We start from the raw sequence: 23,279 nt of genomic DNA, 5'->3' as shown, positions 1-23,279 counted from the left end.
CGTGCCGGACGGGTCCGAGACGCCGGCGTCACCGCGAGACGCCCCCGATCGCGCGAGACGCCGTCCTCTTCGGCGGCGTCTCGGCACGACACCGGCGTCTCGGCACGACGGCGGCGTCTCGGCACGACGCCGGCGTCTCGGCACGACGCCGGCATCTCACGTCGACCACGGACAGGGAGGCCGAAGGGGGCCCGCCTGCGAGCACCGGAGTACGGTCAGCCCATGGACGGCACAGCCCCGACCCCGTACCTCCTGCTCCCCGGCACCGCCCGCACGGCGCTCGCCCGCTGGCAGCAGGTCTTCGGCGGCGACGTCCGCGTCACCTCGTACGAGGAGGCCGCTCGCGAGGACGGGCCGCCCGGCGCCGTGGCGCACGGCGAGCTCGTCGGCCCGGTCCGGCTCTTCGCCGCCGACACCGGCCCCGACGACACCGCGCTCGCGGTCTCCGGCTTGTTGTTCGCCCTGCTCGGGAGCGCCCGGCCCGAGGTGCTCCGGCGGTGGTTCGTGGACCTGGCCTCCGACGGCACGGTGGTCGACGACCTCCAGGAGCGGCCGTGGGGCGACTGGGACGGAACGGTGCGCGACGCGTTCGGGGTGACCTGGTTGATCGGGTTCGAACGGTCAGCGCTCGACGACCAGGACTGACCAGCCTCAGTCCGTCGGGTGCTCGTCGGACCCGAGCGGGAGCAACGGCGCCCAGAACGCGTCCGGGCCGTCCGTGACGACGGCGTCGGCCTCGAAGCGGAACCCGTACCCGCGCACGAAGTCGAGGGCTGCGACCCGCTCGTCCTCGGCATCGTCGGACGCAGCGTCGGGGAGGTGCACGCCGTGCCCCATCCGGACGCCGGAGTCGCTGACGAGGGTGAGGTCCCACCGGCCCTCCTCCGCGCGCTCGATCCGGACGACGGCGGCCTGTGCAGCGGTGAAGTCAGCCATGCAGCGGATCCTACGGACGGCCGCCCGGGCGCGTTCAGGGTGCCGACGCCCGTACCCTGACCGCATGGACACCCCGCAGCCGTCCGGCACGACGAAGCGCCGGATCACCCTCGACCTCGGTCGCCCCCTGCTGACCTGGGGAGCCCGACCGACGGTGACGATCGACGGCGTCGGTCACCCGGCCCAGTGGGGCACCGGCACGTGGGCGGTCGCCGACGACGGGTCGACCCGGATCGGCGTCTCCTGCTTCAACCGCCTGTGGCACTTCGGCACCGCCAGCGGCACGGTCGGCGATGCCGACGGCTTCGCCTACCGCAGCGGCGCACTGCCACTGGGCCGCGGTCGGCTGACCGCCCGTCGCACCACGGGCTGAGCCGGGGGGCGCGGTGCCGGTGGGCGGTCCCGCTCACCGACACCGCGCCTCCCGTCAGTCGTAGATCGCGATCCAGTCGACGCTCACGTGCCCCGAGGCGCCCGCCGGCACGCGCCCACCGGTGTCGGTCTCGGCCTGCAGCGTGACCCGCATCGGCTTCGTCGGCACGGCCTTCGTCGTCGACGCGACCAGCTTGCCGTCCCAGAAGAAGCGGACCACCTTGCTGTCCCACTCGGTGGTGGCGACGTGGTAGCTGCTCGTGTCGGTGGCCGCGAAGGTCTCACGCTCCGGCTGGAAGGTCATGGCACCGTTCCGCAGGCTGCCCGGGACGGCCGACGCGGGTCGGGGCTTCGCGCCGAGGGCCGCTTCGGGCCAGTCGATCTCGCCCTCGTTCCACCGGTCGCTCGACGGCCACAGGATCACGACGAACTTGTACCCGGGGGTCTTCGTGGTCTTGTAGCGGATCGAGACGCGGCCGGTGCGGTGCGGCGCGTAGCCGTCGGGCATGACGGCCGCGGCGAGCGGCTGACCGCGGTCGGACCGCAGCCAGAAGTCGAGCGCACCGTTCTGCACGCTCAGCACCTTCGACGGCGTGTAACGCCCCTGACCGCTCGTGTCGGAGAACCCGTCGTACAGGCCCATGCCCGGGTACTTCGCGGCGACCCCGCCCGCCGGCGCGGCCGTGGCGAAGTCCTGCCGGTAGGTCTGCTTCCAGGTCCGACCGTTCGACACGACGGTGCCCTTCGGGGCGGAGGTCGTCGTGGTCGACGTCGGCGCGGCGGACGCGGAGGGGGGAGCCGAGACATCGGCGACCGCGCCGACTGCGAGCACGGCGACGGTGAGGGCTGCGACGATCGAGGACTGCAAGGGGCGCTCCTGCCTGTGGGCGCCGACGTGGGTGGCGTCGGCGGACCGTGGTGGTGGTGCTCGGTGTGCCCTGCTGTGTCGGCTCGGGAAGGGCTGCCGTCAGTGGAACGACGGGCGGCTGCCAGGCAACCCCCAGCGGCGTACCCCGTTCGCGCGAGCAGAACGGTCTGACTGCGCGCCGCTCCACGGATGTCGGCACGGACCCGCCGTCACACGTACCCCGATCTGGGGGAAGCGCCGGCCGGCGGGAGGGCGCGGGACGGACGCCGGTGACCGCTCCAGTAGGGTGAGCGACATGTCAGTCGGGTTGCTCGCCGTGGTGGACGACATCCTCTCCGCGGCCCTCAAGGCCAGCGCGAAGACCGCGGGGGTCGTGATCGACGACGCGGCGGTCACACCGCAGTACGTCCAGGGACTGCAACCGGCTCGCGAACTCCCCGTCGTCGGGCGCATCGCGCTCGGCAGCCTCTTCAACAAGTTCGTCATCATCATCCCGTTGGCGCTGCTGCTGTCGGCGTTCGCCCCGCGGGTGCTGCCCTGGCTGCTCGTCATCGGCGGCACGTACCTGTGCTTCGAGGGCGCCGAGAAGGTCACCGAGTGGTTCGGTGTGCACCACGAGGCCGCCGGCGACGCGCAGCCGACCACGGAGCCCAAGCTCGTCTTCGGCGCCGTGCGCACCGACCTCATCCTCAGCACCGAGATCATGCTCATCGCCCTGTCGAGCCTGGACACCGGGCTCGACTTCTGGCCGAAGGTCGGTGCCCTCGCGCTGATCGGGCTCGGGATGACGGCCCTGGTCTACGGCGCCGTGGCGCTCCTGGTGAAGGTCGACGACATCGGCCTGCAGATGATGAAGAACGACTCCCGGCGGACCCGCCGTGCCGGTGCGCGGATCGTGCGCGCGATGCCGACGGTGTTCCGGGTCATCAGCATCGTCGGCACGGTCGCCATGCTCTGGGTCGGTGGGCACCTGGTGATCGCGAACCTGGCGGAGACGTTCTGGGCGGGCCCGGAAGAACTGCTGCACGTGGTCGAGCACGCGGTCGAGGCCGCCGGCCCGGTCGTCACGTGGATCGTCGACACCGCGGTGTCGGCCGTGTTCGGGCTCGTGCTCGGCATGGTCGTGGTCGGCATCGTGCTCGGTGTCGGTCGCCTGCGGGGCCGCGCACACTGACCCGGCCGGGCTCCCCCGACGGCACGGTGGCACGGGCCGACCGGCGCGACGTGGCCGTGGCACGGGCCGACCGGCGCGACGTGGCCGCGGCACGGTGGGTCGTCACCGCGACCGGGCGGAGTGCTGCGGCGGCCCGGTCCGGCCGAGGGACGGTGGCCTCAGGCGTCGCCGACCGCGGTCTCCCACTGGTACCAGGCCTCGAGCTGCGCCTGTGCACTGCCGAGGGCGCTGTGCGACCCGCGCACCGATCCGTCCTCGGACTCGAGCTCGTACTGCCGCTGGAGCGTGATGCGGGCCAGCACGCGGCCGTCGGCCCACGCCGACCAGGAGGCGTCGCTGTCCTGACGCCAGGTGAGGTCGTTCCGGTGTGCCATGGTGCGGCTTCCGTTCGGTGCCGCAGGAGCCCGGGTGGCGGAACGACCCGTCGGACGCTACGCCGTCCGCCTGGACGGTGCTCAGCCGCCCAGGACGGCGCTCAGAGCTCGACGTCGCTGCCCATCGTCACCGTGCGCTGTGCCGGCAGCCCGAAGCGCGCTGCCGGATCGGCCGCGTTGTGCGCCAACCCGACGAAGAGCTTCTTCCGCCAGCGCGCCATGCCGCGGTTGCCGGCCTGCGGTCGGAGCGCACCGCGCGAGATGAAGTACGACGCCCCGGCGATCGCCTCCGGATCGACGTCGAGCACCTCGGCCAGGCACGCGGCGTGCAGTGCCCGCGGCAGGTCCTGGTCGTCGGAGAACCCGAACTTCACCGTGATGTGGTCGATGCCGTCGTCCTCGTACCCGAGGTCGTCGCGGAAGAACGCCTTGGCGTGCGGCACGTGCGGCACGTTCGCGGTGAGCACCGAGACGATGATCACGGTCCGGTGCACCACGTGGTTGTGCTCGACGTTCGCGCGGAGCGCCAGCGGGGTCGTCTCCTTGTTGGGGTGCGGGAAGATCGCGATGCCCTCGACCCGTGGGACGTGCTTCGTGTTGATGCGCTCGATGAACTCGGCGAGCGACCCCTCGCGTTCCTTGCGTTCCTCCTGTACGAGCTGCCGTCCCCGACGCCAGGTCGTCATCAGCGTGATCACCGCGAGGGCGATGAGCAGCGGGACCCAACCGCCGTGCACGATCTTCGACAGGTTGCCGGCCAGGAAGGTCAGCTCGAGCCCGCCGAAGACCACCGCGGCCAGCACGAGCTTCCACGTCGCCCAGTGCCAGAGCGGCTTGACGACCAGGAGCAGCAGCAGCGTGTCCACGACCAGCGCGCCGGTCACCGACACCCCGTAGGCGGTGGCGAGGCTCGCCGACGACCGGAAGGCGAGCATGATCGCGAGGACACCGATGAAGAGCAGCAGGTTGACCGCCGGCAGGTAGATCTGGCCGCCTTCCTCCCGCGAGGTCTGCCGGATCGTCAGGGGCGGCAGCAGCCCGAGCTGGACGGCCTGGCGTGTGAGCGAGAAGGCGCCGGAGATGACCGCCTGGCTCGCGATCACCGTGGCCATCGTCGCGAGCACGACGACCGGGATCTGCAGGGCGTCCGGGAAGAGCAGGAAGAACGGGTCCTTCGCCGCCGAGGGGTCCTGCAGCACCAGCGACGCCTGGCCGAGGTAGTTGAGCACGAGCGCCGGGAACACCACGAAGAACCAGGCGCGGAGGATCGCCGGACGGCCGAAGTGGCCCATGTCCGCGTACAGCGCCTCGGCCCCGGTGATGACGAGCACGACGGCGCCCATCGCCACGAACGTGATGTACGGGTGGGCGACGAGGAAGGAGATCGCCCAGGTCGGCGAGAGCCCCTGCAGCACGCCGGGGTGCGCGACGATGTGCGGGACGCCGGCCGCGGCGATGACCACGAACCAGAGCAGCATCACCGGACCGAACAGGTTGCCGACCTTGCCGGTGCCGAACCGCTGCACGAGGAACAGCAGCACGAGGATGACGGCCGCGATCGGCACGATGAGGTGCTCGAGCGACGGCGCCGCGGTCGAGAGCCCCTCGACCGCGGAGAGCACGGACACGGCCGGGGTGATGACCGAGTCGCCGTAGAAGAGCGAGACACCGATGATGCCGATCACCAGGAAGACCGTCGCGCCCCCGCGCCGCTTCGCGTAGAGCCGGCGCGCCAGTGCGGCGAGCGCCATGACCCCGCCCTCGCCGTCGTTGTCGGCGCGCATGAGCACGAGCACGTACTTGATCGACACGACGATCGTGACGCTCCAGAACATGATCGAGATGACGCCGTAGACGTCCTCCTGGTTCGCCTTCACGATGCCGCCGTCGATGGTGAACACCGTGCGGAGGGCGTACAGCGGGCTGGTGCCGATGTCGCCGAACACGACGCCGAGGGCGGTGAGGGCGAGGGCTGCGATGCCCTTCGCCGGCCCGTGCGAGGGGTCGTCGACGGTGTCGCTCGTCGGCGCCGGGGAGCGGGTCTCGGTCACGCTCGTCACTTCCGTCCGGGCCGTCCGGGCGACGGCCGCGGATCATCATCGCACCGGCGGAGCGTCGAGGCACTCGGCTGGCGCCCAACCGTGCACGAGTGTGCGGAGACCGGCTGTCGTGCAGGAGTCGTACCCCGTCCCCTCGACGCGTACAGGAACCGCGTCCTACCGTTCGGGTCGATGCGAGCGCGGACGTCCCGCGCACGGAAGGAGTGCACCATGGACCTCGACGGGTTCCAACCGGCCCAGCTGATCGTCTTCGTGATCGCGGTCGTCCTGGTGTTCGGCGGCCTGATCGCCAGCCGCCGGCGTCGCTGACCCGGCGCTCACCCGGTCTGCCGCCACGCGCGTCCGACGCGGGCGCCCGACGGACGGGAGGCGCGGGGCCGACGGGTGCCCTGCCTCCCGTCCGGCGGTCGGTGGCGGTCGCTGGTGGTCGCCGCCTCAGGCCGCCAGGTCGAGCAGCACGTCGTGCGCCACGCGCGCTGCGCGTGCCGACGCGTCGTCGAGGTGCTCCCGGAACTCGTCGCCGTCCGGTGCGCACAGGTCGCTGATCCCACGGATCGACAGGAACGGCATGTCGTGCACGTGCGCGAACTGCGCGATGGCCGCGGACTCCATGTCCACCGCTGCGACCGCGGGGAAGACCTCGCGCAACGCACGGGCGCGCCCCTCGGTGACGAAGACCTCGCTCGAGCCGATGGTCGCGGATCGGATGCGGTACGGCGTCCGAGCAGCGGCGGCGCGGGCGAGCATGCGGGAGTCGGGCGCGTACTGCGGCGGCATCCCGGGGACCTGCCCGAGCGCGTAGCCGAACGCCGTCGCGTCCGCGTTGATGTTCACGTAGTGCTCGCCGACGACGACGTCACCGATCTCGATGCCGCGCATGAGCCCGCCGGCGGTCCCGACGCTGAGCACCGGGACGGTGCCGAAGTCGTGGAAGCAGTGCGCGACGGCGGCCGTCGCGTTCGTGAACCCGATGCCGCTGCGGCGGAGGGCGACCACCGATCCGCCGACGTCGAGCAGGTGGTGCTCGTCGTGTCCGCCCACCGGCCCGTCGTCGATGACGACACCACCCAGCAGGGTGGCGACGGCGGAGAGTTCCTCGGTCATCGCGGCGATGACGACGGCGACGGGCGTTGCTTGCACCGACCGATCCTCGCACGGAGCGGCCCGGCTCCCGTGCACGACGGCGCTCACGCGGCAGAGGACGGCCCGGCCGGGCACCCCGCGGCGGGCAGTGCCACCTCGACGACGAGACCGCCCTCCGGACGTGCGGCGACGTCGAGCGTGCCACCGTGCGAGGTCACGATCGCCGCGACGATCGCCAGACCGAGACCGGCGCCGGCGTCGTCCTCGCGCCGCCGCGAGGCCACCCGTTGGAACGGCTCGGTGAGGGTCGGGACGACCGCGGCGGGCACGACGGCACCGGGGTTCTCGACCACGACGACCGACGCGCCCTGCCGGGTGCCCGTCGTGACGCGGACCCAGCCGTCCCGCCCCGGGCCGACGTTGTGGACGACGGCGTTCTGCAGGAGGTTCGTCACGAGCTGGAGCAGCAGGGACGTCGAGCCGGTCGTCCACGCCGTCGCCGTGACGGGCTCGACGTCGATGCCCCGCGCCTCGGCGAGGGGCAGGACGGTCTCGACGGCCTCGTCCGCCAGGAGCGACAGGTCCACCCGCTCGCGGTCCGGGAGCTCCCGGCCGGCTCGTGCGAGCACCAGCAGGGCCTCGGTCAGGTCGACCGCCCGCTCGTTCACGTTCCGCAACCGCTCGAGGACCCCGGCCGGGTCGCGGTCCGGCTCGCGGGCGGCGACCTCGAGCAGCGCGCGCGTCGTGGCCAGCGGCGTCCGCAGCTCGTGCGACGCGTTCGCCGCGAAGCGCTGCTGCTCCGCCACGTACGCCTCGAGCCGCCCGACCATGCCGTCGAACGCGTCGGCGAGGTCACGGAACTCGTCGCGTCGCCCGGGGAGCGCGACGCGGTGCGCGAGCGACCCGGCCGCGACCTGTCGCGTGGCGTCGGTGATCCGCTGGAGCGGCGCCAGCACCCGGCCGGCGAGGAACCACCCGCCGACCAGCCCGACGACCACGAGTGCCACGGACACCGCGGCCGCTGCGGGGACGAACGCACGGACGAGGTCGGAACGGTCGGGGACGTAGCCGTCGGTCGTGGCCAGGTTCCCGACGGGCACGTACCGCAGGAGGAACACCCAGACCACGGCGAGGATCAGCGCTCCGGTGAGCACCACCACCCCCGCGTAGCTGAGGGCGAGTCGCACCCGCACGCTGGCGCCGCGGCGACGGTCGGTCACGAGCCGCCGTCCGTCACGCCGCCGGCACGCGGTCCGTCGGTGTCGATGCGGTAGCCGACGCCCGGCACGGTGGCGATCACCCACGGCTCCCCCAGACGCTTGCGGAGCGCCGACACCGTGATCCGGACGGCGTTCGTGAAGGGGTCCGCGTTCTCGTCCCAGGCGCGTTCGAGCAGCTGCTCGGCACTCACCACCCCGCCACCGGCGCGGACGAGGACCTCGAGCACGGCGAACTGCTTGCGGGTGAGGGCGACGTGGTGGCCGTCGCGGAAGACCTCGCGGCGGAACGGGTCGACCCGCAGCCCCGCCGCTTCGAGGACCGGTGGGCGGTGCTCGCCGCTCCGCCGTGCCAGCGCGCGGACGCGGAGCACGAGCTCCCGCAGTGCGAACGGCTTCGTCAGGTAGTCGTCAGCACCGACGGCGAAGCCGGAGACCTTGTCGTCGAGTCGGTCGGCCGCGGTCAGCATGAGCACCGGGACGCCGGCGTCGGTCGCGACCAGGTGTGCGGCGACCTCGTCGCCGGTCGGCCCGGGGACGTCCCGGTCCAGCACCGCGACGTCGTAGCGGTTCAGCGCGAGGAGCTCGAGCGCGGCGTCCCCGTCCTGCGCGACGTCGGCCGCGATGGCCTCGAGGCGGAAGCCGTCGCGGACGGCCTCGGCGAGCAGGGGTTCGTCCTCGAGGATCAGCACACGCACGGCACCGATGCTAGGCGGCGGTACGTGTCGGGAGCGTATGCGGAAACGCGTACGCTCCGACGACACGGTCCACGCTGCACTGGTCGACATGCAGCACCGTCCCGCTCCTCCCTCCGTCCCCGTCCCCGCACGACCGCGACGAACCGGGGCCGTCCTGGTCGTCGTCCTCCTCGCCCTCGTCGCGGCGGTCGCCGTCGTCCTCGTCGTGCTGTCCGCCGTCTCCGGCCGCCCCGGAGCGACCGGCGGCGCACCGGGGCACGGCCTCACCGGCGCCTCCGCCGGCACACACGACGACGGCACGGCCGGCGCCGCCACCGGATCCGCCGCCGGCGAGGTGCCGTCCGGCGCGTCGGTCTTCGACGACGACCTGCCCGCGGTCGCACGACTGCAGCCGGACCTGCTCGACGCGGTCCGTCGCGCTGCCCGGGACGCCGAGGGCGAGGGCGTGCGCTTCGTCGTGAACAGCGGCTGGCGCTCCCCCGCGCTCCAGGAACGACTCCTCGACGACGCCGTCGCCGAGTACGGCTCGCGGCAGGAGGCGGCGCGCTGGGTCTCGACGCCCGAGACGTCGCTCCACGTCCGCGGCGAGGCGATCGACATCGGGGACTGGGATGCGGCCACCTGGCTGCAGGACAACGGCGCTCGGTACGGGCTCTGCCAGGTCTACGACAACGAGGCGTGGCACTTCGAGCTCCGGCCGGACGCCCCCTCCGACGGGTGCCCCCGCAAGTACTGGGACCCGACCGGCGACCCGCGGATGCAGCAGTGACCGCGTCCGGGTCGCTCCTGACGGTCCACGACGACGCCATCCGCGCCAACACGACCTTCTTCGCCGCCCTGACGGGCGGACGGTTGATGGCGGTGCTCAAGGCCGACGGGTTCGGGCACGGGGCGGTCGCACGGTCCGTCCTGGAGGCCGGGGCCGGCTCCGTCGGTGTCACGAGCGTCGACGAGGCGCTCGCGGTCCGCGCCGAGGGCGTGACCGCACCGGTGCTGAGCTGGCTGAACCCACCGGACGCGGACTTCGCCGCGGCGGTCGGCGCCGACGTCGCGCTCGCCGTCGCCGACCCCGCCGTCCTGGTCGCCGTCGTGGTCGCGGCACGCGCCGTCGGTCGCGCGGCACGGGTGCACCTGCACGTCGACGTCGGCATGGCCCGCGAGGGGTGTGCGCCGGCCGACTGGGCAGCGCTGTGCTCGCTGGCGCGCGAGGCCGAGGGCACCGGCGCGGTCCGGGTCGTCGGCGTGATGGGGCACATGTCCTCGGCGGACCGCCCCGAGGACGACCAGAACGTCCGCGAACGCCTGCTCTTCGGCAACGCCGTCCGGACCGCCCGTCGCCGCGGGCTGACCCCGTCCACGGTGCACCTCGCGGCCACCGCTGCCACGCTGACCGGCGTCGGGGCCGGGTTCGACCTGCACCGGATCGGCGCCGGACTCTTCGGCATCGACCCCTCGGGCACGACCGACCGGCTGCGGCCGGCGCTGTCACTGACGACCGCGGTCGTGTCCTCGCGCTCGGCGCGGGCGGGCACCCGCATCGGGTACGGCGGGACGAGCACGACCGCGTCCGCGACGAACCTGGCGCTGCTGCCGCTCGGGTACGGCGACGGTCTCCCCCGCGCTGCCTCGGGCCGGGCCGAGGTCCTGGTCCGTGGGCGCCGGTGTCCGGTCGTCGGGCGCTTCTCGATGGACAGCGTCGTCGTCGACACCGGCACCGAACGCACGTCCCCGGGCGAACCGGTCACCGTGTTCGGTCCCGGGGACGGCGGCGAACCGACCGTCGCCGAGTGGGCGGCGTGGGCGGGGACGATCCCGCACGAGCTCGTCACGCGGATCGGCAGCCGGGTCGCCCGCGTGCACCGCACCAGCACCAGCACCAGCACCAGCACCAGCACCAATCCGAGCACCGAGGAGCACCCGTGACCGACCGACCACACCACCGCGTCGCCGTGATCGGCGGCGGCGCGAACGACGAGCACGACGTGTCCCTGGCCTCCGCGGCGGCCGTCGTCGCCGCACTCCGCACCGGCGGCCACACCGCGGTCCCGCTGACCGTCGGCCGTGACGGCACGTGGCACGACGAGGGCGGGGCGCTCCTGTCCCCGGCCGATGCCGTCGCCCGGTTGACGTCCTGCGACGCGGCCTTCCCGCTGCTCCACGGCGAGCACGGCGAGGACGGCGCCGTCGCCGGGCTGCTCGACCTCGTCGGCGTGCCCGTCGTCGGCTCACCGGTCCGAGCCGGCGCCCTCGCGGCGGACAAGTGGGTGACGAAGACGGTCGCCGGCGCGGTCGGCATCGCCTGCGCGCCCGCCGTGCGCGTCGCGGCAGCGGTGTCGGCGACCGAGGCAGCGGCGGCCGTCCCGTCCGCACCCCCGCTCGTGGTGAAGCCGACGTCGGCCGGGTCGAGCAACGGCGTCACCCTGGTCCGGCGGCACGACGACCTGACGGCGGCGATCGAGCACGCACGCTCCGCCGGCAGCACCGTACTCGTCGAGTCGTTCGTCGCCGGGCGTGAGGTCGACGTGGCGCTGTTCCGCGACCGGTCCGGCGTCCTGCGGTGCGGCGCGACACTGGAGATCGCCACCGACGAGCGCGGCGTCTTCGACCGGGAACAGAAGTACGACGGTAGCGCCCCGTTCCGGATCCCGGCCGGCCTGTCGGTCGCCGAGCACGCAGCGGTCACCGGGGCCGCCGCCGTGCTCTACGAGGTCCTGGGCTGCGCCGGGGTCGCCCGCTTCGACTTCTTCGTGACCGGTGACGGGGTGGTGCTCAACGAGGTGAACACCGCGCCGGGCTTCACCGAGCAGTCGCAGGTCCCGCGGATGTACGCGGCGGTGGGCCTCGGCTACGTCGAGCTCGTCGACGAGCTGCTCGCCGCGGTGCTCGGATGATCCGGCGGGCGGGCGGCGGGGTGTGCCGCCCGCCGCCCGGTCTACCGGACCTCGAACCCGTAGACCGAGTAGCCGTACGGTGTCGCCCGGTCGACACCCTGCAACCGGATCTGCCGCCACGTACCGGACAGCGGGACCCGGTCGGTGCCGCCGTCACCGTCGGTGACGGTGACGATGGTCGTCCACGCGCCCGTCGTCCCGTCCCGTCCCTCGATGCGGTAGGCGCGGCCGTACGCGTCCTCCCACCGGATCGTCGCCTCGTGCACCTCGTGGCGCGCACCGAGGTCGACGTCGAGCCGGGCATCGTCCCGGTGCTCGCTCGCCCACCGCGTGCCCGGGTCCCCGTCCACCGCGTGACGCGCCGGTGTGCCTGCCGACTCGTCGCCGGACGACGAGACCGCGGCGCGCCGGGCGAGGTCCGGCGTCGGCGTGCCCTCGGTGGAGAACACCCGGAACGACCACACCGAGACGCCGTACCGGGTCGTGCGCGAGTCGGCCACCAGGCGCACGAAGCGGGCCCGGACGCCGTCGAGGTCGTGCGTCTCCGTCCCGCCCCGTCCCTCGGCCGTCGTCGAGACCGTGCGCCACGGGTCGGATGCCCGGTCGCGGACCTCGACGTGGTCCGACGCCGCTGCAGCCGTCTCCCAGAGGACCTCGACGCGGTCGAGCGGCAGCACCGAGCCGAGGTCGACGGCGAGCCACTCGCCGTCGCGAGCCGTGCTCGACCACCGGGTGGTGTCGTCGTCGTCGACGGCGGCGTCGCCCGACAGGTCCCCGCGCTCGTCGGACGAGGTCGTCACCCGCTTGCCGACGGCGACGTCGCGGGAGACCGCGGGCGACTCACCCTGGTCGAGGGTCGTGAGGACGGCCTGCCCGGTCGCCGCACCACGGACCGCGCGGACCGTCGCGGTGGCACCGCCGCGGTCCGGCAGGGTCGCCGTGCCCGAGGCGCTCACCGTCGCACCCTCGTCCGCGGTCCAGACGGGCTGGGCGTCACCGGTCAGCAGACCGCCGTAGCCGTCGGCGTCGAACCCGTACGCGGCGAGCCGGACGGAGGAGCCGGGCAGCACCGTGACGCTGCGCGGGGCGACCAGCAGGTCGCGCACGTCCACGTCGGCGGTGGCCGGTGTCCCGGTCACCTGCACGTCCCACACCGAGTAGCCGTACTGGGTGAGGCGGTCGGTCATGTGCAGCCGGACGAAGCGGGCGGTCGCGCCGACCGGCACGGTGTCCACCGACGCGTCCGCGTTCGTGACGGTGCGGACGTTCCGCCAGGGGCCGTCGTTCGTGTCGGACACCTGCACGACGTACCGTGCCGCCGCGGCGTTCTCCCACGTGACCCGGACGGAGTCGACGTCCCGCGCGGACCCGAGGTCGAGCGTCAGGTCCACCGTGTCGACGCCGTGCGCGCTCTCCCAGCGGGTGGCGGGGTCCCCGTCGACGGCCTTCGCCGCGGTGTTGCCCCCGTCGGTCGAGCTCGCGGTCGCGGTGGTCCCCTCGACCACCGGGACCGAGGCGATCGACGACACGACGGCGCTGCCCTCGACCCCGCCGGCCTCGACCCCGCCGGCCTCGACGTCGCCCACCGTCGCGACGACGTAGCCTGCGCCGGGCGCGGTGGTGGTGAGGGTCCCGTCACCGGTGACCGTGCCGGGAGCGGTGGTGCTCCAGGCGACGTCGGCGGGCAGCGGAGCCGGGTCACCGTACTGGTCGTGGCCCTCGGCGGAGAACGTCACCGGCTCGCCGACCACGGCACGGGCGGTGCCGGGCGTCACGGCGATGCCCGTGAGCACCGGTGCCGGGGCGACACGGACGTCGTACGCGTCGGAGACCGTGCCGACGGTCGCGGTCACGGACACCTGGTCCGCCGCGGCCCCCGCGTGCAGGGTGCCGTCCTGGTCGATCGTCCCCGCACTCGTCGACCACCGCACGTCGTCGAGCGGCACGGTCGCGCCGTACTGGTCGTAGCCGGTCGCGGTGAACGCGGTCGTGCTGCCCGGGGCGAGCGTGCGCGGGTCGCCCTCCGTCCCGACGACGACCTTCGCCAGTCGGGCATCGAGGTGCGACGTGATCTGCGTCCGGGCGGGCACCGCGATCTGCCCGACGACCCGCTGCCCCGCGTACACGTCGTAGGTGCGCTGGACGTCGTCGACGTTGTCGATCACGTAGGAGTACGTGCCGTCGGCGGCGCGGAACACCTGGCTCAGCGGGTTCGACGTGTGGCGGTCGGTGACCTCGTGCCCGACGGTGCGGTTCGACATCGCCTGGTGGTAGACCATCCCGGCCATCGACTGTCCGGTCACGGTCGGGTCCTGCGCCTCCCAGAGCGCCGCGTGGACGTCGGCGTAGGTGTCCGGGTCGTACTGGGCGAGGAACCCGAGGACGACGTTGCCGAGTGCATCGCCCATCTCGCTGAAGACGGCGGCCGCGCGGGCGGTGTCGGCGCCCGGGCGGTGGTGGGTCAGGTCGACGCCGTACAGCCGGCCGATGGTGTCGGGGTCCGCCCGGTAGTCGGTGACGAGGAACGGCAGGAGCGGCGACGGCTCCGGCCAGTCCCCCGGCTGCCGGTCCGCCGTCGGGCCGTCGAGCTGCGCGGGCACGAGTGCCGCCGGCAGGGCCTCGGGTGTCCACCACCGGGACGGGAACACGACGGAGCCGTCGTCGTCGACCGAGACGTACAGCGTGTCCGTCGACCGGTCGTACAGGGGGTTCGTCGCGGTCTTCGCGGTCACGTAGCCCGGGTGGTTCCGTTCCACGGCCCGGATCGCGTCCTGCAGCTCACCGATCGCCGCCGGCCGGTCCCGCGTGATCGCGACGTCCCCGTAGGTACCGACGCCCCACCACTTCTTGGTGAGCATCTGCACGTGCCCGGCGTTGCCGTCCACGACGCCGTCCTGCCCGACGACCTCGCCCCGGGCTGCCATCATCTGCCGCATGATCGCCTTCGAGAAGTCCGGGTCCCACCCGAAGTACGTGAACCACGGCGCGGTCGGCATCCACTGGATCCCGTAGATCCACGCGGGGTCGCCGGAGAAGTACGTGGCCTCGGCCTGCCCGGAGTCGAAGAGGATGCCGGCCTGTCCGGCGTCGTACGCCTCGGGGAACGCGCCGTCGCCGTCGTACGCCGCCGACGCCGGGTTGCCGTGGGCGTTCTGGTAGTAGTCGCGGACGGCGGCACGCTCGGTGACGTACTGCACCGCACCGGCTGCCTGCATGTCCTCGTCACCGAGCACCGACCCGAGCAGGAACAGCCCGGCCTCGGACTGGATCGCCTCGGACGACGACTCCTGGTTGTTGCCGCCCGGCGAGGACACACCGCCGGCGTTCGAGTGACCGGTCCACACACCGAAGGTGCGGAAGTGCGGGAAGCGCTCGTCGTCCCGGTCCCAGTTCGCGTACTGCTTCGCGACGAGGGTCGCCATCTCGCCGTACCGCTGTGCCCACTCGGGGTCGGCCCGTCCGAGCAGCGCGGTCGCGAGTGTGAAGTAGCCGTAGTGGAAGTGGTTGTCGTTGAACTGGGCGGACCCGTACGAGTCGCCGAACCCGATGAGGGCCTTCCACGTCGGGTACATCGCGAAGAAGTGCTCCCGCTCGCCCTCGCTGTACGTGTACCAGTCCGTGAGTGCGCGCTCGAGGGTCGCCCGCATCCGGTCGGCGTCCTCGGTGTCGCCGATCTGGTCCGCGACGCTCATGTACGCGCCGAGCTGCTGCAGGTCCTTACCGCCCCAGTAGGTGTCGCCGCCGTAGGTCTCCTTCGCGGCGTAGTCCGACAGGTACTGCCGCATGACCTCCTCGCGGTACGGGTCGTCGCCCGTGCTCGTCGGCTCGGCGCCGATCGGGGTCAGCCCGCTGAAGGCGTACCGCAGCTTCCAGCCGTCGTGCCCGACGGTCGTCCTCATCGTGCCGCGCGGCGTCGCGTACGTGGCTCCGGTGAACGACAGGTCGTGCGTCGCCTCGGCGTACTGGTGCTGCAGCCAGCCCTGGACGGTGTCGTGGTCCGAGCCCTGCAGCACGTCGGTCTGCAGCGACCACCGCTGCTCGACCTGACCCGCCGCGGGGTCGTACGAGTAGTCCATCCGGGTGTCCCGCGGGACGGCGAAGGCCGTGCGGTGCAGGTCGTCGAGCGTCAGCCCCTGCTCGGGCACCGCGCTGAGCACGAGGAAGGGGGTGCCCGCGGATGCCTCGAGCACGTTCCCGGAGCGGGTGAAGGTGGTGCCGGTGGGCGCGTGCACCCCGAACACGTGCCCGTCCTGCCGGATCTCGAAGCGGTCGGTCGTGATCGTCCCGGTGAGTCCGCGGCCGTCGGCGTCGGTGAGCGCGGCGCCGTCCTGCAGGGTGATGCGCGGGGTCATGCCGTGGAACTCGAACCACTCGTACGGCGACCCCTGCACGCTCGTCACGTCCATGTACTGACCGCCCGGTCCGGCCTGCGGCATCCGCCAGCTCACGTTCCAGTCGCCCCAGCGCAGGGCGTCGGCCCGATCGGCGGAGAACGCCGTGGTGAAGCGCTCCGCGATGCCGTCCGGGGCGTCCGTGAGCAGCACCTGGTCGACCAGGACGTGCGCCCACCCGGCACGGAGCGAGTCGACGACCCGGACCTGCGCCGTCCGTCCGCGGTACGCGCTGACGTCCCACGTCGTCCAGCGCAGCTCCTCGCTGTCCGCGCCGGTCGCCTCCTCGACCACCGCGCCGTCGACGAGCAGCTGCACTGCCTCGGCCCCGGGGTGTCGGCCCCCGCCGACCAGGAAGGCGAGGGCCGACCGGTCGACCGTGAACCCCGGCGAGGTGAGCGTGCCGGTCGCGCCGTCGCCGTCGCGGTCGGTGAACGAGTCGACGAACCCACCACCGAGCCAGCCGGACACGGCGCTCTGCCCCGACGCGGTCCCGGACGAGGTCCCGGCGAAGGCGTCACCGGTCGTGGTCCACCCGTCGGGCAGACCGTCCTCGAAGTCGGCGAGCACCCGGTCGGAGGCGTCCGGCGTCGGGTCGACCGTGCCGCCCACGGTGACCGGCGCGTCGAGCCGCATCGCGGTGCCGTCCGCGTTCCAGGACGTCGGGAGGGTCACCTTCGTCCCCTGCGCACTGTTCGACGACACGAACGGGTACGCCCACATGTCGCCCGAGTACCTGCTGACGAGCAGGTCGGTCCACCACTGGTTCGTGGGGACGGGCTTCCCCGCCTGCGACGGGTCGACGTACAGGTGCTGGTCGACGGTCTTCCGCACGTCGGCGACGGACGCGATCTCCGCCGGCGGCGTCGGCGCGTACGAGCCGGCCCCGACGCGCACGCCGTCGACCTGCGGGCCGGCAGCACCGGGAGCGGATGCCACGGCCCGGTCGACCGGCTGGTGCGTCGGGTCGGCGGCTCCGGTCCCTGCGGCAGGGTCCGGCAGGACCGTCGGGAGGGTGCTCGCCGACGCGAGGTCCGCGGCGGCGACGGGCGCGAGCGAGAGCCCGCCGAGCAGGAGCGTGACGACGACGGTGCGGACCAGGTGCACGGAGGGGTCCCTTCCGGGGGCGGAGGTTCGGCGGCGGGGCGTGCGTCGGGTCGCAGGGACCCCTGTCGGCAGGCCCGCGCTGGACGTCAGGAGAAGTGAGGATCCGTTCTAGAGATGCGGTGGCGGCACGACCCCGCTGCGCGTCCGCCGGGCCCCGATCCGCACCGTCGTCGGCTCCCAGCGGGCCCGGGGCTACCGTCGGACCGGTGACGGACGAACGACGCCGCGAGGTCGGCGACAACGACGCCCCGGTCGAGGACGAGATCGAGGAGTCCTTCGACGCGGTGGTCGACGAGGGGGCCGAACGCCTGCAGCGGACCCTGCGGGTGGTGCTCGCGACCGGGTTCGCCGGCGGCCTGGAGATCGGGCTCGGCGTGATGGGGTACCTGGCCGTCCTGCACGAGACCGACAGCCACCTGCTCGCGGGCCTCGCCTTCAGCATCGGGCTCGTCGCGCTGTACCTGGCGCACAGCGAGCTCTTCACCGAGAACTTCCTCGTGCCGATCGTGGCGCTCGTCGCCCGGGAGGGCACGGTGTGGCAGCTCGTCCGGCTCTGGGCGGGGACGCTGGTCAGCAACCTCGCCGGCGGTTGGGTCGTGATGTGGCTCGTCGTCCAGGCGTTCCCGCAGTGGCACACGGTGCTCGAGGAGTCCGCCCGGCACTACGTCGACGCCCCCTTCGGACTGCAGACCGCGGTGCTCGCCGTGCTCGGTGGGAGCACGATCACCCTCGTGACCCGCATGCAGCAGGGCACCGACTCGGACCCGGCGAAGCTCGTCGCGGCGATCGCCGGTGGCTTCCTGCTGGCCGGTCTGCAGCTCTTCCACTCGATCCTGGACTCGCTGCTGGTCTTCGGCGCCATCCAGGCGGGGGCGTCGATCACGTACGGCCAGTGGGCCGCCTGGTTCGGCTACGTGCTCGTGTTCAACGTGCTCGGCGGTGTCGTGCTGGTGACGTCGCTGCGCCTCATCCGGTCGGCGGACCTGCTGCGCGGTCGACGGCGCGACGCGCCGGACGCACCGGACCGTGCGACGGGCGAGCAGGAGCGGGGCACCGCGCGCTGACCGGACCGGGTGCCGGACGGGAGGCCCGTGGCGGCGTCGCCACGGGCCTCCCGTCCGGTACGGCGTCGGGTCAGCCGACCGGGGTCACCTCGTCCGCGTCGGCGGATGCCGTCACGGTGACCGCGTGCGGCCCGGGGTCCACCAGCAGGCGACGGCGTGCGTCGGTCGCCGACCCGGCGAGCAGCGCCGTCATCGAGCCGGTGCCGGCACCCGACGAGACCTCGACCGACGACTCGTCGAACCACAGGGTGAGCGCGACGCGGTCGCCCTCCGGTCGCACCGTCGACGCCACGTGCCGTCCGAACGACGCCGGGAGCCCCGGCACGGCGGGACGGTCGAGCCGGAGCGAGGCGTCGGCGGCGTCGTAGCGCAGGCCGAGCCGACGTCGGCCGTCGGCGTCGTCGAGCTCCAACCGGACCACACCGTCGGGTCCGCGCAGCGTGATCACGACCTCGACGCGGACGAGTCCCGGGAGCTCGTGGGTGCTCGCCGCGTCGTCGTCGTGACGGAGCACCGTGTCCACGGCACCGGTCGGGCCGACGATCCGCTGCACCAGCTCGAGGCGTCCGTCCCGCTCGGTCAGGCCGAGGGCCCGAGCAGCGGTCATCGCGCCGCGCCACGGCGTGGTCGGCAGGTCCTTCGCGTAGTCCCAGTTGTCCATCCACGCGACGAGCGTCCGGTCTCGGAGGCCCGTACCGGAGAAGGTCACGCCGGCGTACGAGTCGGGACCGTGGTCGAGCCAGCGGTACGTCGCGAGCTCCTCGGTGGACTGCTGCCGCCAGGACCCGTCCGGCGACCGGGTCTCGGCGGGGAGCGGCTCGTCCGGGACGAACCGCTCCCCGTCGAACTGCCCGAGCACGACGTGCGTGCCGGATCCGCCCGCGACCCCGCCGGGGTTGAGGCTGACCAGCAGCACCCAGACCACGCGGTCGGGGTCGCCGTCGACGGTGAGGGGGAAGAGGTCCGGGCACTCCCAGACGCCACCGACCGGACCGGCGGGACCGTAGGTCGACACGAGGGTCCAGGTGCGCAGGTCGGTCGACCGGTGCACGAGCACCTGGCGGTCCTGGGCCTCGACGGCGACCATGATCCAGCAGGGGCCGTCCGTTCCCTCGTACCGGAACACCTTCGGGTCGCGGAAGTCGGCGGAGCCGCGGCGCAGCACCGGGTTCCCCGGGTACTTCCGCCACCGGTACCCGCCGTCGGTGCTGGAGGCGAGGGCCTGCGACTGCTCGGTCTCGGCGGCCTGCGTCCAGATCGCGACCAGCGGCGGCTGCTCGGCCGATCCGAGCCCGCTCGTGTTCTCCGCGTCGAACACCACGGAGCCCGAGAAGACCTGCCCGTCCGCGTCGGCCTCGAGCGCCACCTCGTGCTCGGTCCACGTGAGCAGGTCGGTGCTCGACGCGTGCCCCCAGCCGACCGTGCCGTGGTCGATCCCGTCCGGGTTGTGCTGGAAGTAGAGGTGGTACCGGCCGTCGTGGACGACCAGGCCGTTCGGGTCGTTCATCCAGTTGCGGGCGGGCGTGAAGTGCCGCCGCGGGCGCCGGATCGTGGCGCCGTCCGTCGCTGGCTCGGTCCGGCTGCGCTCCGTCTCCGGCGCGTCGGACTGCGTCGCCGTCTCCGTGCTCACTTGACCGACCCCGCGGTGAGGCCACGGACGAAGAAGCGCTGGAGCGACAGGAACACCACGAGGGGCACGATCAGCACGATGAACGAGCCGGCCGCGACCAGGTTCCAGCCCGACCCGTACTGTCCGAGCAGCCCGAGCAGGCCCTGCTGCAGCACGGGGTTCGTGTTGCCGATGAAGATGTACGCGACGAGGTAGTCGTTCCAGACCCAGAGGAACTGGAAGATCGCGAACGACGCCAGCGCCGGCACCGACATCGGGACCGCGAGCCGCCAGAAGATCTGGAAGTGCGACGCGCCGTCGACGCGGGCGGCCTCGATGAGCGCGACGGGGAGCGTCGACATGTAGTTCCGCAGGATGTAGATGCAGAGCGGGAGCGCGAACGCCGAGTGCACGATCCACGCCGCCGGGAAGGTGCCGGTGATCTGCAGCCCGGTCGCCTGCGTGATCGTCTTGTACAGCTGCAGGACCGGGATCAGCGAGATCTGCACGGGCACCACGAGCAGCCCGACGATGACCGCGAAGTAGAACTCCTTGAACCGGAACTGCAGGAACGTGAACGCGTAGGCCGCGAACGCGGAGATCATGAGCGGCAGGATCGTGGCCGGGACCGCGACGGCGACGCTGTTGAGGAACTCGGCCGCCAGGCTCTGCCCGGTCCCCGAGGTCGCCCCCGTCAGCGCGTTCGAGTAGTTGTCGAGGGTCCACTCCGTACCGAACAGGTTCCCGAAGACGGTCCACCACCCGGTGCTCTGGGCGGCGGTCGTCGTGCGGAAGCTCGTGACGAGCAGGCCGATCGCCGGCACCATCCAGAGCACGGCGATGACGCCCATGACGATGCTCAGCAGGACGCGGGGACGCTGCTCGGCGCTGGTCTTCGTGACCCGTTCGCGCTTCGTCGCGACGATCTCCGGGGCTCCGGCCACCGGGACGATCTCGGTCATCGGAGGGCCTCCTGTTCGCGGTAGGTCCGCACCTGGTACACGATGACGGGCACCACGGCGAGGATGAGGATGACGACCACGGCGGACGCCTTCCCGGGGTTGTTGAACGCGAAGAACTGCGAGTAGAACTCGACGCCGAGCACGTTCGTGTCGAACTGCCCGTTGGTCATCGCGAAGACGATGTCGAAGATCTTCATCACCGTGATGAGGACCGTGATGCCGACGGCGATGATGGTCGTGCGGATCTGGGGAGCGATCACACGGAAGAACGCCTGCCGCTCGCTGGCACCGTCGATGCGTGCCGCCTCGATCGTCTCCTCGGGCACGGCCTTGATCGCCGCGGAGAGCAGGACCATCGCGTAGCCGGCGTTCAGCCAGATCACGACCGCCATGAGCAGGAAGCTGTTCATGCGCAGGAAGTCGTTCTGCAGCCACGGGATCGGGTTCTGGTGCGTGATCGCGGTCCAGATGCCGTTGAGCAGTCCGACCTGGGGCTGTCCCGGTGCGTTGTACGCGTACACGAACGACCACATCGACGCGGCCGCGATGAAGCTCACCGACATCGGCAGGAAGATCAGGGACTTGAACGTCTTCTCGCGCTTCGGCCCGAGGCGGTCCGCCAGGGTCGCCACGAGCAGGCCGATCACGACCACCACCGCCGGGACGACGATGATCCAGAGCAGGTTGTTGAACAGGGTCGACAGGAACGACGGCGTCGAGAAGAGCGAGACGTAGTTGTCGAGGCCGCCGAAGGACGTCAGCCCGTACTGGTCCGTCTTCTGCAGGCTCTGGATGACCGTCTGCACCGTCGGGACGACCAGGAAGACGAGCAGGAGGAGCAGGACCGGCCCGATGAAGACGTAGGGCAGCAGTCGGCCGTGCCACTTGCCGTGCGTCTTCGAGACCAGGAAGTTCAGCCCGAGGTAGATCAGGAACGAGACGGCCAGTCCGCCGATGACGGAGACGAGGACGCTGAGGACTTGCTGCACGAGGGGTCACCTCACTTCGTTGTCGGGGTGTGTCGTCGCGGCGTGCAGGCGCCGACGGCCGTGGCGGCGCCGGTCGGCACCGCCACGGCGCAGGTGGAGGGTGTTACTGCGACGGCCAGGAGTCGTCGATGGCCTTGAGCGTCTGGTCGAGTGACTGCTGACCCGCGGTCCAGGCCGTCAGGTTCGTCCACTCGGTACCGGCACCGACGGCTCCGGGCATCTGGTCGGAGGCGTCGAAGCCGAACACCTTCGAGTCCTTCACGGCCTGCTGCGCGACCTTCTGGAACGGGCTGGTGTACTCGGACGCCGGGAAGTCGTTGTGCGGCGAGAGCGCGGCCGACCAGTTCTTGGCGTAGCCGTTCGTGCCGAACTCCTTGCCGACCAGGTAGTCGACGACCTTCTTCGTGTCGTCGTCCGTCTTGAACGCGGCGACCAGGTCACCACCGCCGAGCGTGCCGGAGGTCGCGGCACCCTCGGGCGTCGGGAGCGGGAAGGCGTTCACGTTCGTCGTGTCGCCCTTCGCGATCTGCTCCTGGATCGCGGCCGGGAAGTTGCCGGTGATGAAGGTGCCCTGGCGCATCATGTAGCACTGCCCGGCCGACTTGCCGCCGTCGACGAACAGGTTGTTGCCCGCCGCGCCGAAGTCGGTGGACGCCATGGCCTTGCCGCCGCCGTTGACCGCGCCGTCGGCGAAGATCATCGACTCGACCTTGCCCGCGGCCTGCTTGACCAGGGGCGAGTCGAACTTCACCTCGTGGGTGATCCAGTCGTCGTACTTCTCGAGGCCGCCGTAGCGGAGCACGTACTCCTCGAGCCAGTCCGTCATCGGCCAGCCGTTCGAGCCCTGCGACGCGATGCCGACGCACCACGGGTAGCCGGAGCCGTCCTTGATGATCTTCTCCTGCAGCGCGGTGAGCTCGGCGTCGGTCTTCGGGACCTCGTACCCCTTGGCCTCGAACGCGGCCGGGTCGTACCAGACGAGCGACTTCACGTTGATGTTGTAGGGCAGGCCGTACGTCTTGCCGTTGACCTTCGCGATGTCGGCGAGGCCGTTCGCCTCGTCCGCGGTGACGCTCTTGACGTCCACGAGGTCGTCGAGCGGCTGGATGCCCTGGCTGATGAGGGACTTGAGCACGCCGGGCTGGGGGAAGATCGCGACGTCGGGGGCCTGGCCGCCCTTCACCTGCGTGACGATCGACGTCTGGAAGCTGTCGCTGCCCGAGTACTTGACCGTGATGCCCTGGCCCTCGGCCCACGTGTCCAGGTCCTTCTGGAACGCCGTGGCCTGCGCACCGGTGAAGCCACCGGAGATCGTGACCGTGCCGTCGGACGATGCGGATCCTCCGGCGCTGCAGCCGGTCAGCGTCAAGCCGGTCCCGACCGCGAGCGCGGCGGCGACGGCGATGCCCTTACGAAGCCTCATTACTTCGACCTTTCACTCGCACAAACCCAAATCGTTTTGTGTTGAGGAAGAGCATCACACA

General features: G+C 72.2%; 19 protein-coding genes. 7 read left to right on the top strand and 12 right to left on the bottom strand.

The window, feature by feature from the left end; all coding sequences use genetic code 11:
* Positions 1 to 222 precede the first annotated feature (222 nt).
* Positions 223 to 645 (top strand): glyoxalase, encoded by a 423-nt coding sequence (locus ACH0A8_RS00480; protein WP_066652363.1) that lies wholly within the window; start codon positions 223 to 225, stop codon positions 643 to 645.
* 6 nt (positions 646 to 651) lie between these two features.
* Here the strand turns inward: ACH0A8_RS00480 and ACH0A8_RS00475 are convergent, their stop codons facing one another.
* Positions 652 to 936 carry a hypothetical protein gene (locus ACH0A8_RS00475; RefSeq protein WP_066652361.1) on the bottom strand — a complete coding sequence of 95 codons (285 nt, stop codon included), beginning with the start codon at positions 934 to 936 and terminating at the stop codon, positions 652 to 654.
* Positions 937 to 1,000: 64 nt separating this feature from the next.
* Between ACH0A8_RS00475 and ACH0A8_RS00470 the strand changes: the two genes are divergently transcribed.
* Positions 1,001 to 1,309 (top strand): hypothetical protein, encoded by a 309-nt coding sequence (locus ACH0A8_RS00470; RefSeq protein WP_406906076.1) that lies wholly within the window; start codon positions 1,001 to 1,003, stop codon positions 1,307 to 1,309.
* Between the two features lie 54 nt (positions 1,310 to 1,363).
* Here ACH0A8_RS00470 and ACH0A8_RS00465 read toward each other — a convergent pair whose 3' ends face one another.
* Positions 1,364 to 2,176 (bottom strand): glycoside hydrolase family 16 protein, encoded by an 813-nt coding sequence (locus ACH0A8_RS00465; protein ID WP_406906075.1) that lies wholly within the window; start codon positions 2,174 to 2,176, stop codon positions 1,364 to 1,366.
* 295 nt (positions 2,177 to 2,471) lie between these two features.
* On the opposite strand from ACH0A8_RS00465, the gene ACH0A8_RS00460 reads away from it, so the two are divergent.
* Entirely contained in the window at positions 2,472 to 3,350 is an 879-nt protein-coding gene (locus tag ACH0A8_RS00460; RefSeq protein ID WP_406906074.1) for a DUF808 domain-containing protein, read from the top strand.
* Positions 3,351 to 3,508: 158 nt separating this feature from the next.
* Here the strand turns inward: ACH0A8_RS00460 and ACH0A8_RS00455 are convergent, their stop codons facing one another.
* The 5 genes from ACH0A8_RS00455 to ACH0A8_RS00435 form a co-directional block, all read right to left on the bottom strand.
* Positions 3,509 to 3,724, bottom strand: coding sequence for a hypothetical protein (locus tag ACH0A8_RS00455; RefSeq protein ID WP_066652356.1), 216 nt, complete (start codon positions 3,722 to 3,724; stop codon positions 3,509 to 3,511).
* Positions 3,725 to 3,825: 101 nt separating this feature from the next.
* Complete coding sequence (locus tag ACH0A8_RS00450) at positions 3,826 to 5,775, bottom strand: potassium transporter Kup (RefSeq protein WP_251160559.1); 1,950 nt, start codon at positions 5,773 to 5,775, stop codon at positions 3,826 to 3,828.
* Positions 5,776 to 6,219: 444 nt separating this feature from the next.
* Complete coding sequence (gene mtnN, locus ACH0A8_RS00445; protein ID WP_251160560.1) at positions 6,220 to 6,924, bottom strand: 5'-methylthioadenosine/S-adenosylhomocysteine nucleosidase; 705 nt, start codon at positions 6,922 to 6,924, stop codon at positions 6,220 to 6,222.
* A gap of 47 nt (positions 6,925 to 6,971) precedes the next feature.
* The gene (locus ACH0A8_RS00440; RefSeq protein WP_251160561.1) at positions 6,972 to 8,087 is read right to left on the bottom strand and encodes a HAMP domain-containing sensor histidine kinase; all 1,116 of its coding nucleotides are present in this window, start codon (positions 8,085 to 8,087) and stop codon (positions 6,972 to 6,974) included.
* Positions 8,084 to 8,782 (bottom strand): response regulator transcription factor, encoded by a 699-nt coding sequence (locus tag ACH0A8_RS00435; protein WP_209683887.1) that lies wholly within the window; start codon positions 8,780 to 8,782, stop codon positions 8,084 to 8,086. The genes ACH0A8_RS00440 and ACH0A8_RS00435 overlap by 4 nt, the downstream gene beginning before the upstream one ends.
* Positions 8,783 to 8,870: 88 nt before the next feature.
* Between ACH0A8_RS00435 and ACH0A8_RS00430 the strand changes: the two genes are divergently transcribed.
* From ACH0A8_RS00430 to ACH0A8_RS00420, 3 genes are read left to right on the top strand one after another with little or no spacing between them, the layout of a single operon-like run.
* Positions 8,871 to 9,551, top strand: coding sequence for a M15 family metallopeptidase (locus ACH0A8_RS00430; RefSeq protein ID WP_209683889.1), 681 nt, complete (start codon positions 8,871 to 8,873; stop codon positions 9,549 to 9,551).
* Positions 9,548 to 10,705 carry an alanine racemase gene (gene alr / locus ACH0A8_RS00425; RefSeq protein ID WP_311206212.1) on the top strand — a complete coding sequence of 386 codons (1,158 nt, stop codon included), beginning with the start codon at positions 9,548 to 9,550 and terminating at the stop codon, positions 10,703 to 10,705. Before ACH0A8_RS00430 ends, alr begins: the two co-directional genes overlap by 4 nt.
* On the top strand, positions 10,702 to 11,673 hold the full coding sequence (locus ACH0A8_RS00420) for an ATP-grasp domain-containing protein (protein WP_311206213.1): 972 nt from the start codon (positions 10,702 to 10,704) through the stop codon (positions 11,671 to 11,673). The genes alr and ACH0A8_RS00420 overlap by 4 nt, the downstream gene beginning before the upstream one ends.
* Before the next feature lie 41 nt (positions 11,674 to 11,714).
* Here ACH0A8_RS00420 and ACH0A8_RS00415 read toward each other — a convergent pair whose 3' ends face one another.
* On the bottom strand, positions 11,715 to 17,171 hold the full coding sequence (locus tag ACH0A8_RS00415) for a discoidin domain-containing protein (protein ID WP_406906072.1): 5,457 nt from the start codon (positions 17,169 to 17,171) through the stop codon (positions 11,715 to 11,717).
* A gap of 206 nt (positions 17,172 to 17,377) precedes the next feature.
* On the opposite strand from ACH0A8_RS00415, the gene ACH0A8_RS00410 reads away from it, so the two are divergent.
* Positions 17,378 to 18,235 carry a formate/nitrite transporter family protein gene (locus ACH0A8_RS00410; RefSeq protein ID WP_400339692.1) on the top strand — a complete coding sequence of 286 codons (858 nt, stop codon included), beginning with the start codon at positions 17,378 to 17,380 and terminating at the stop codon, positions 18,233 to 18,235.
* A 70-nt stretch (positions 18,236 to 18,305) separates the two neighbouring features.
* Here the strand turns inward: ACH0A8_RS00410 and ACH0A8_RS00405 are convergent, their stop codons facing one another.
* The 4 genes from ACH0A8_RS00405 to ACH0A8_RS00390 form a co-directional block, all read right to left on the bottom strand.
* Positions 18,306 to 19,865 carry a glycoside hydrolase family 32 protein gene (locus ACH0A8_RS00405; protein WP_406906069.1) on the bottom strand — a complete coding sequence of 520 codons (1,560 nt, stop codon included), beginning with the start codon at positions 19,863 to 19,865 and terminating at the stop codon, positions 18,306 to 18,308.
* Positions 19,862 to 20,806: a carbohydrate ABC transporter permease gene (locus ACH0A8_RS00400; protein ID WP_209683910.1), complete on the bottom strand. Its 945-nt coding sequence runs from the start codon at positions 20,804 to 20,806 to the stop codon at positions 19,862 to 19,864. Before ACH0A8_RS00400 ends, ACH0A8_RS00405 begins: the two co-directional genes overlap by 4 nt.
* A complete protein-coding gene (locus tag ACH0A8_RS00395) occupies positions 20,803 to 21,795 on the bottom strand; it encodes a carbohydrate ABC transporter permease (RefSeq protein WP_066652333.1) in 993 nt (330 codons plus the stop codon). The genes ACH0A8_RS00400 and ACH0A8_RS00395 overlap by 4 nt, the downstream gene beginning before the upstream one ends.
* 103 nt (positions 21,796 to 21,898) lie before the next feature.
* Complete coding sequence (locus ACH0A8_RS00390; protein WP_066652332.1) at positions 21,899 to 23,218, bottom strand: ABC transporter substrate-binding protein; 1,320 nt, start codon at positions 23,216 to 23,218, stop codon at positions 21,899 to 21,901.
* Positions 23,219 to 23,279 lie beyond the last annotated feature (61 nt).

The sequence above is a fragment of the Curtobacterium sp. 179-B 9B NHS genome, assembly GCF_045370965.1.
Lineage (GTDB): Bacteria > Actinomycetota > Actinomycetes > Actinomycetales > Microbacteriaceae > Curtobacterium.
The sequence above is the reverse complement of the archived record's forward strand: the minus strand, read 5'-3'. Positions and strand labels throughout refer to the sequence as shown.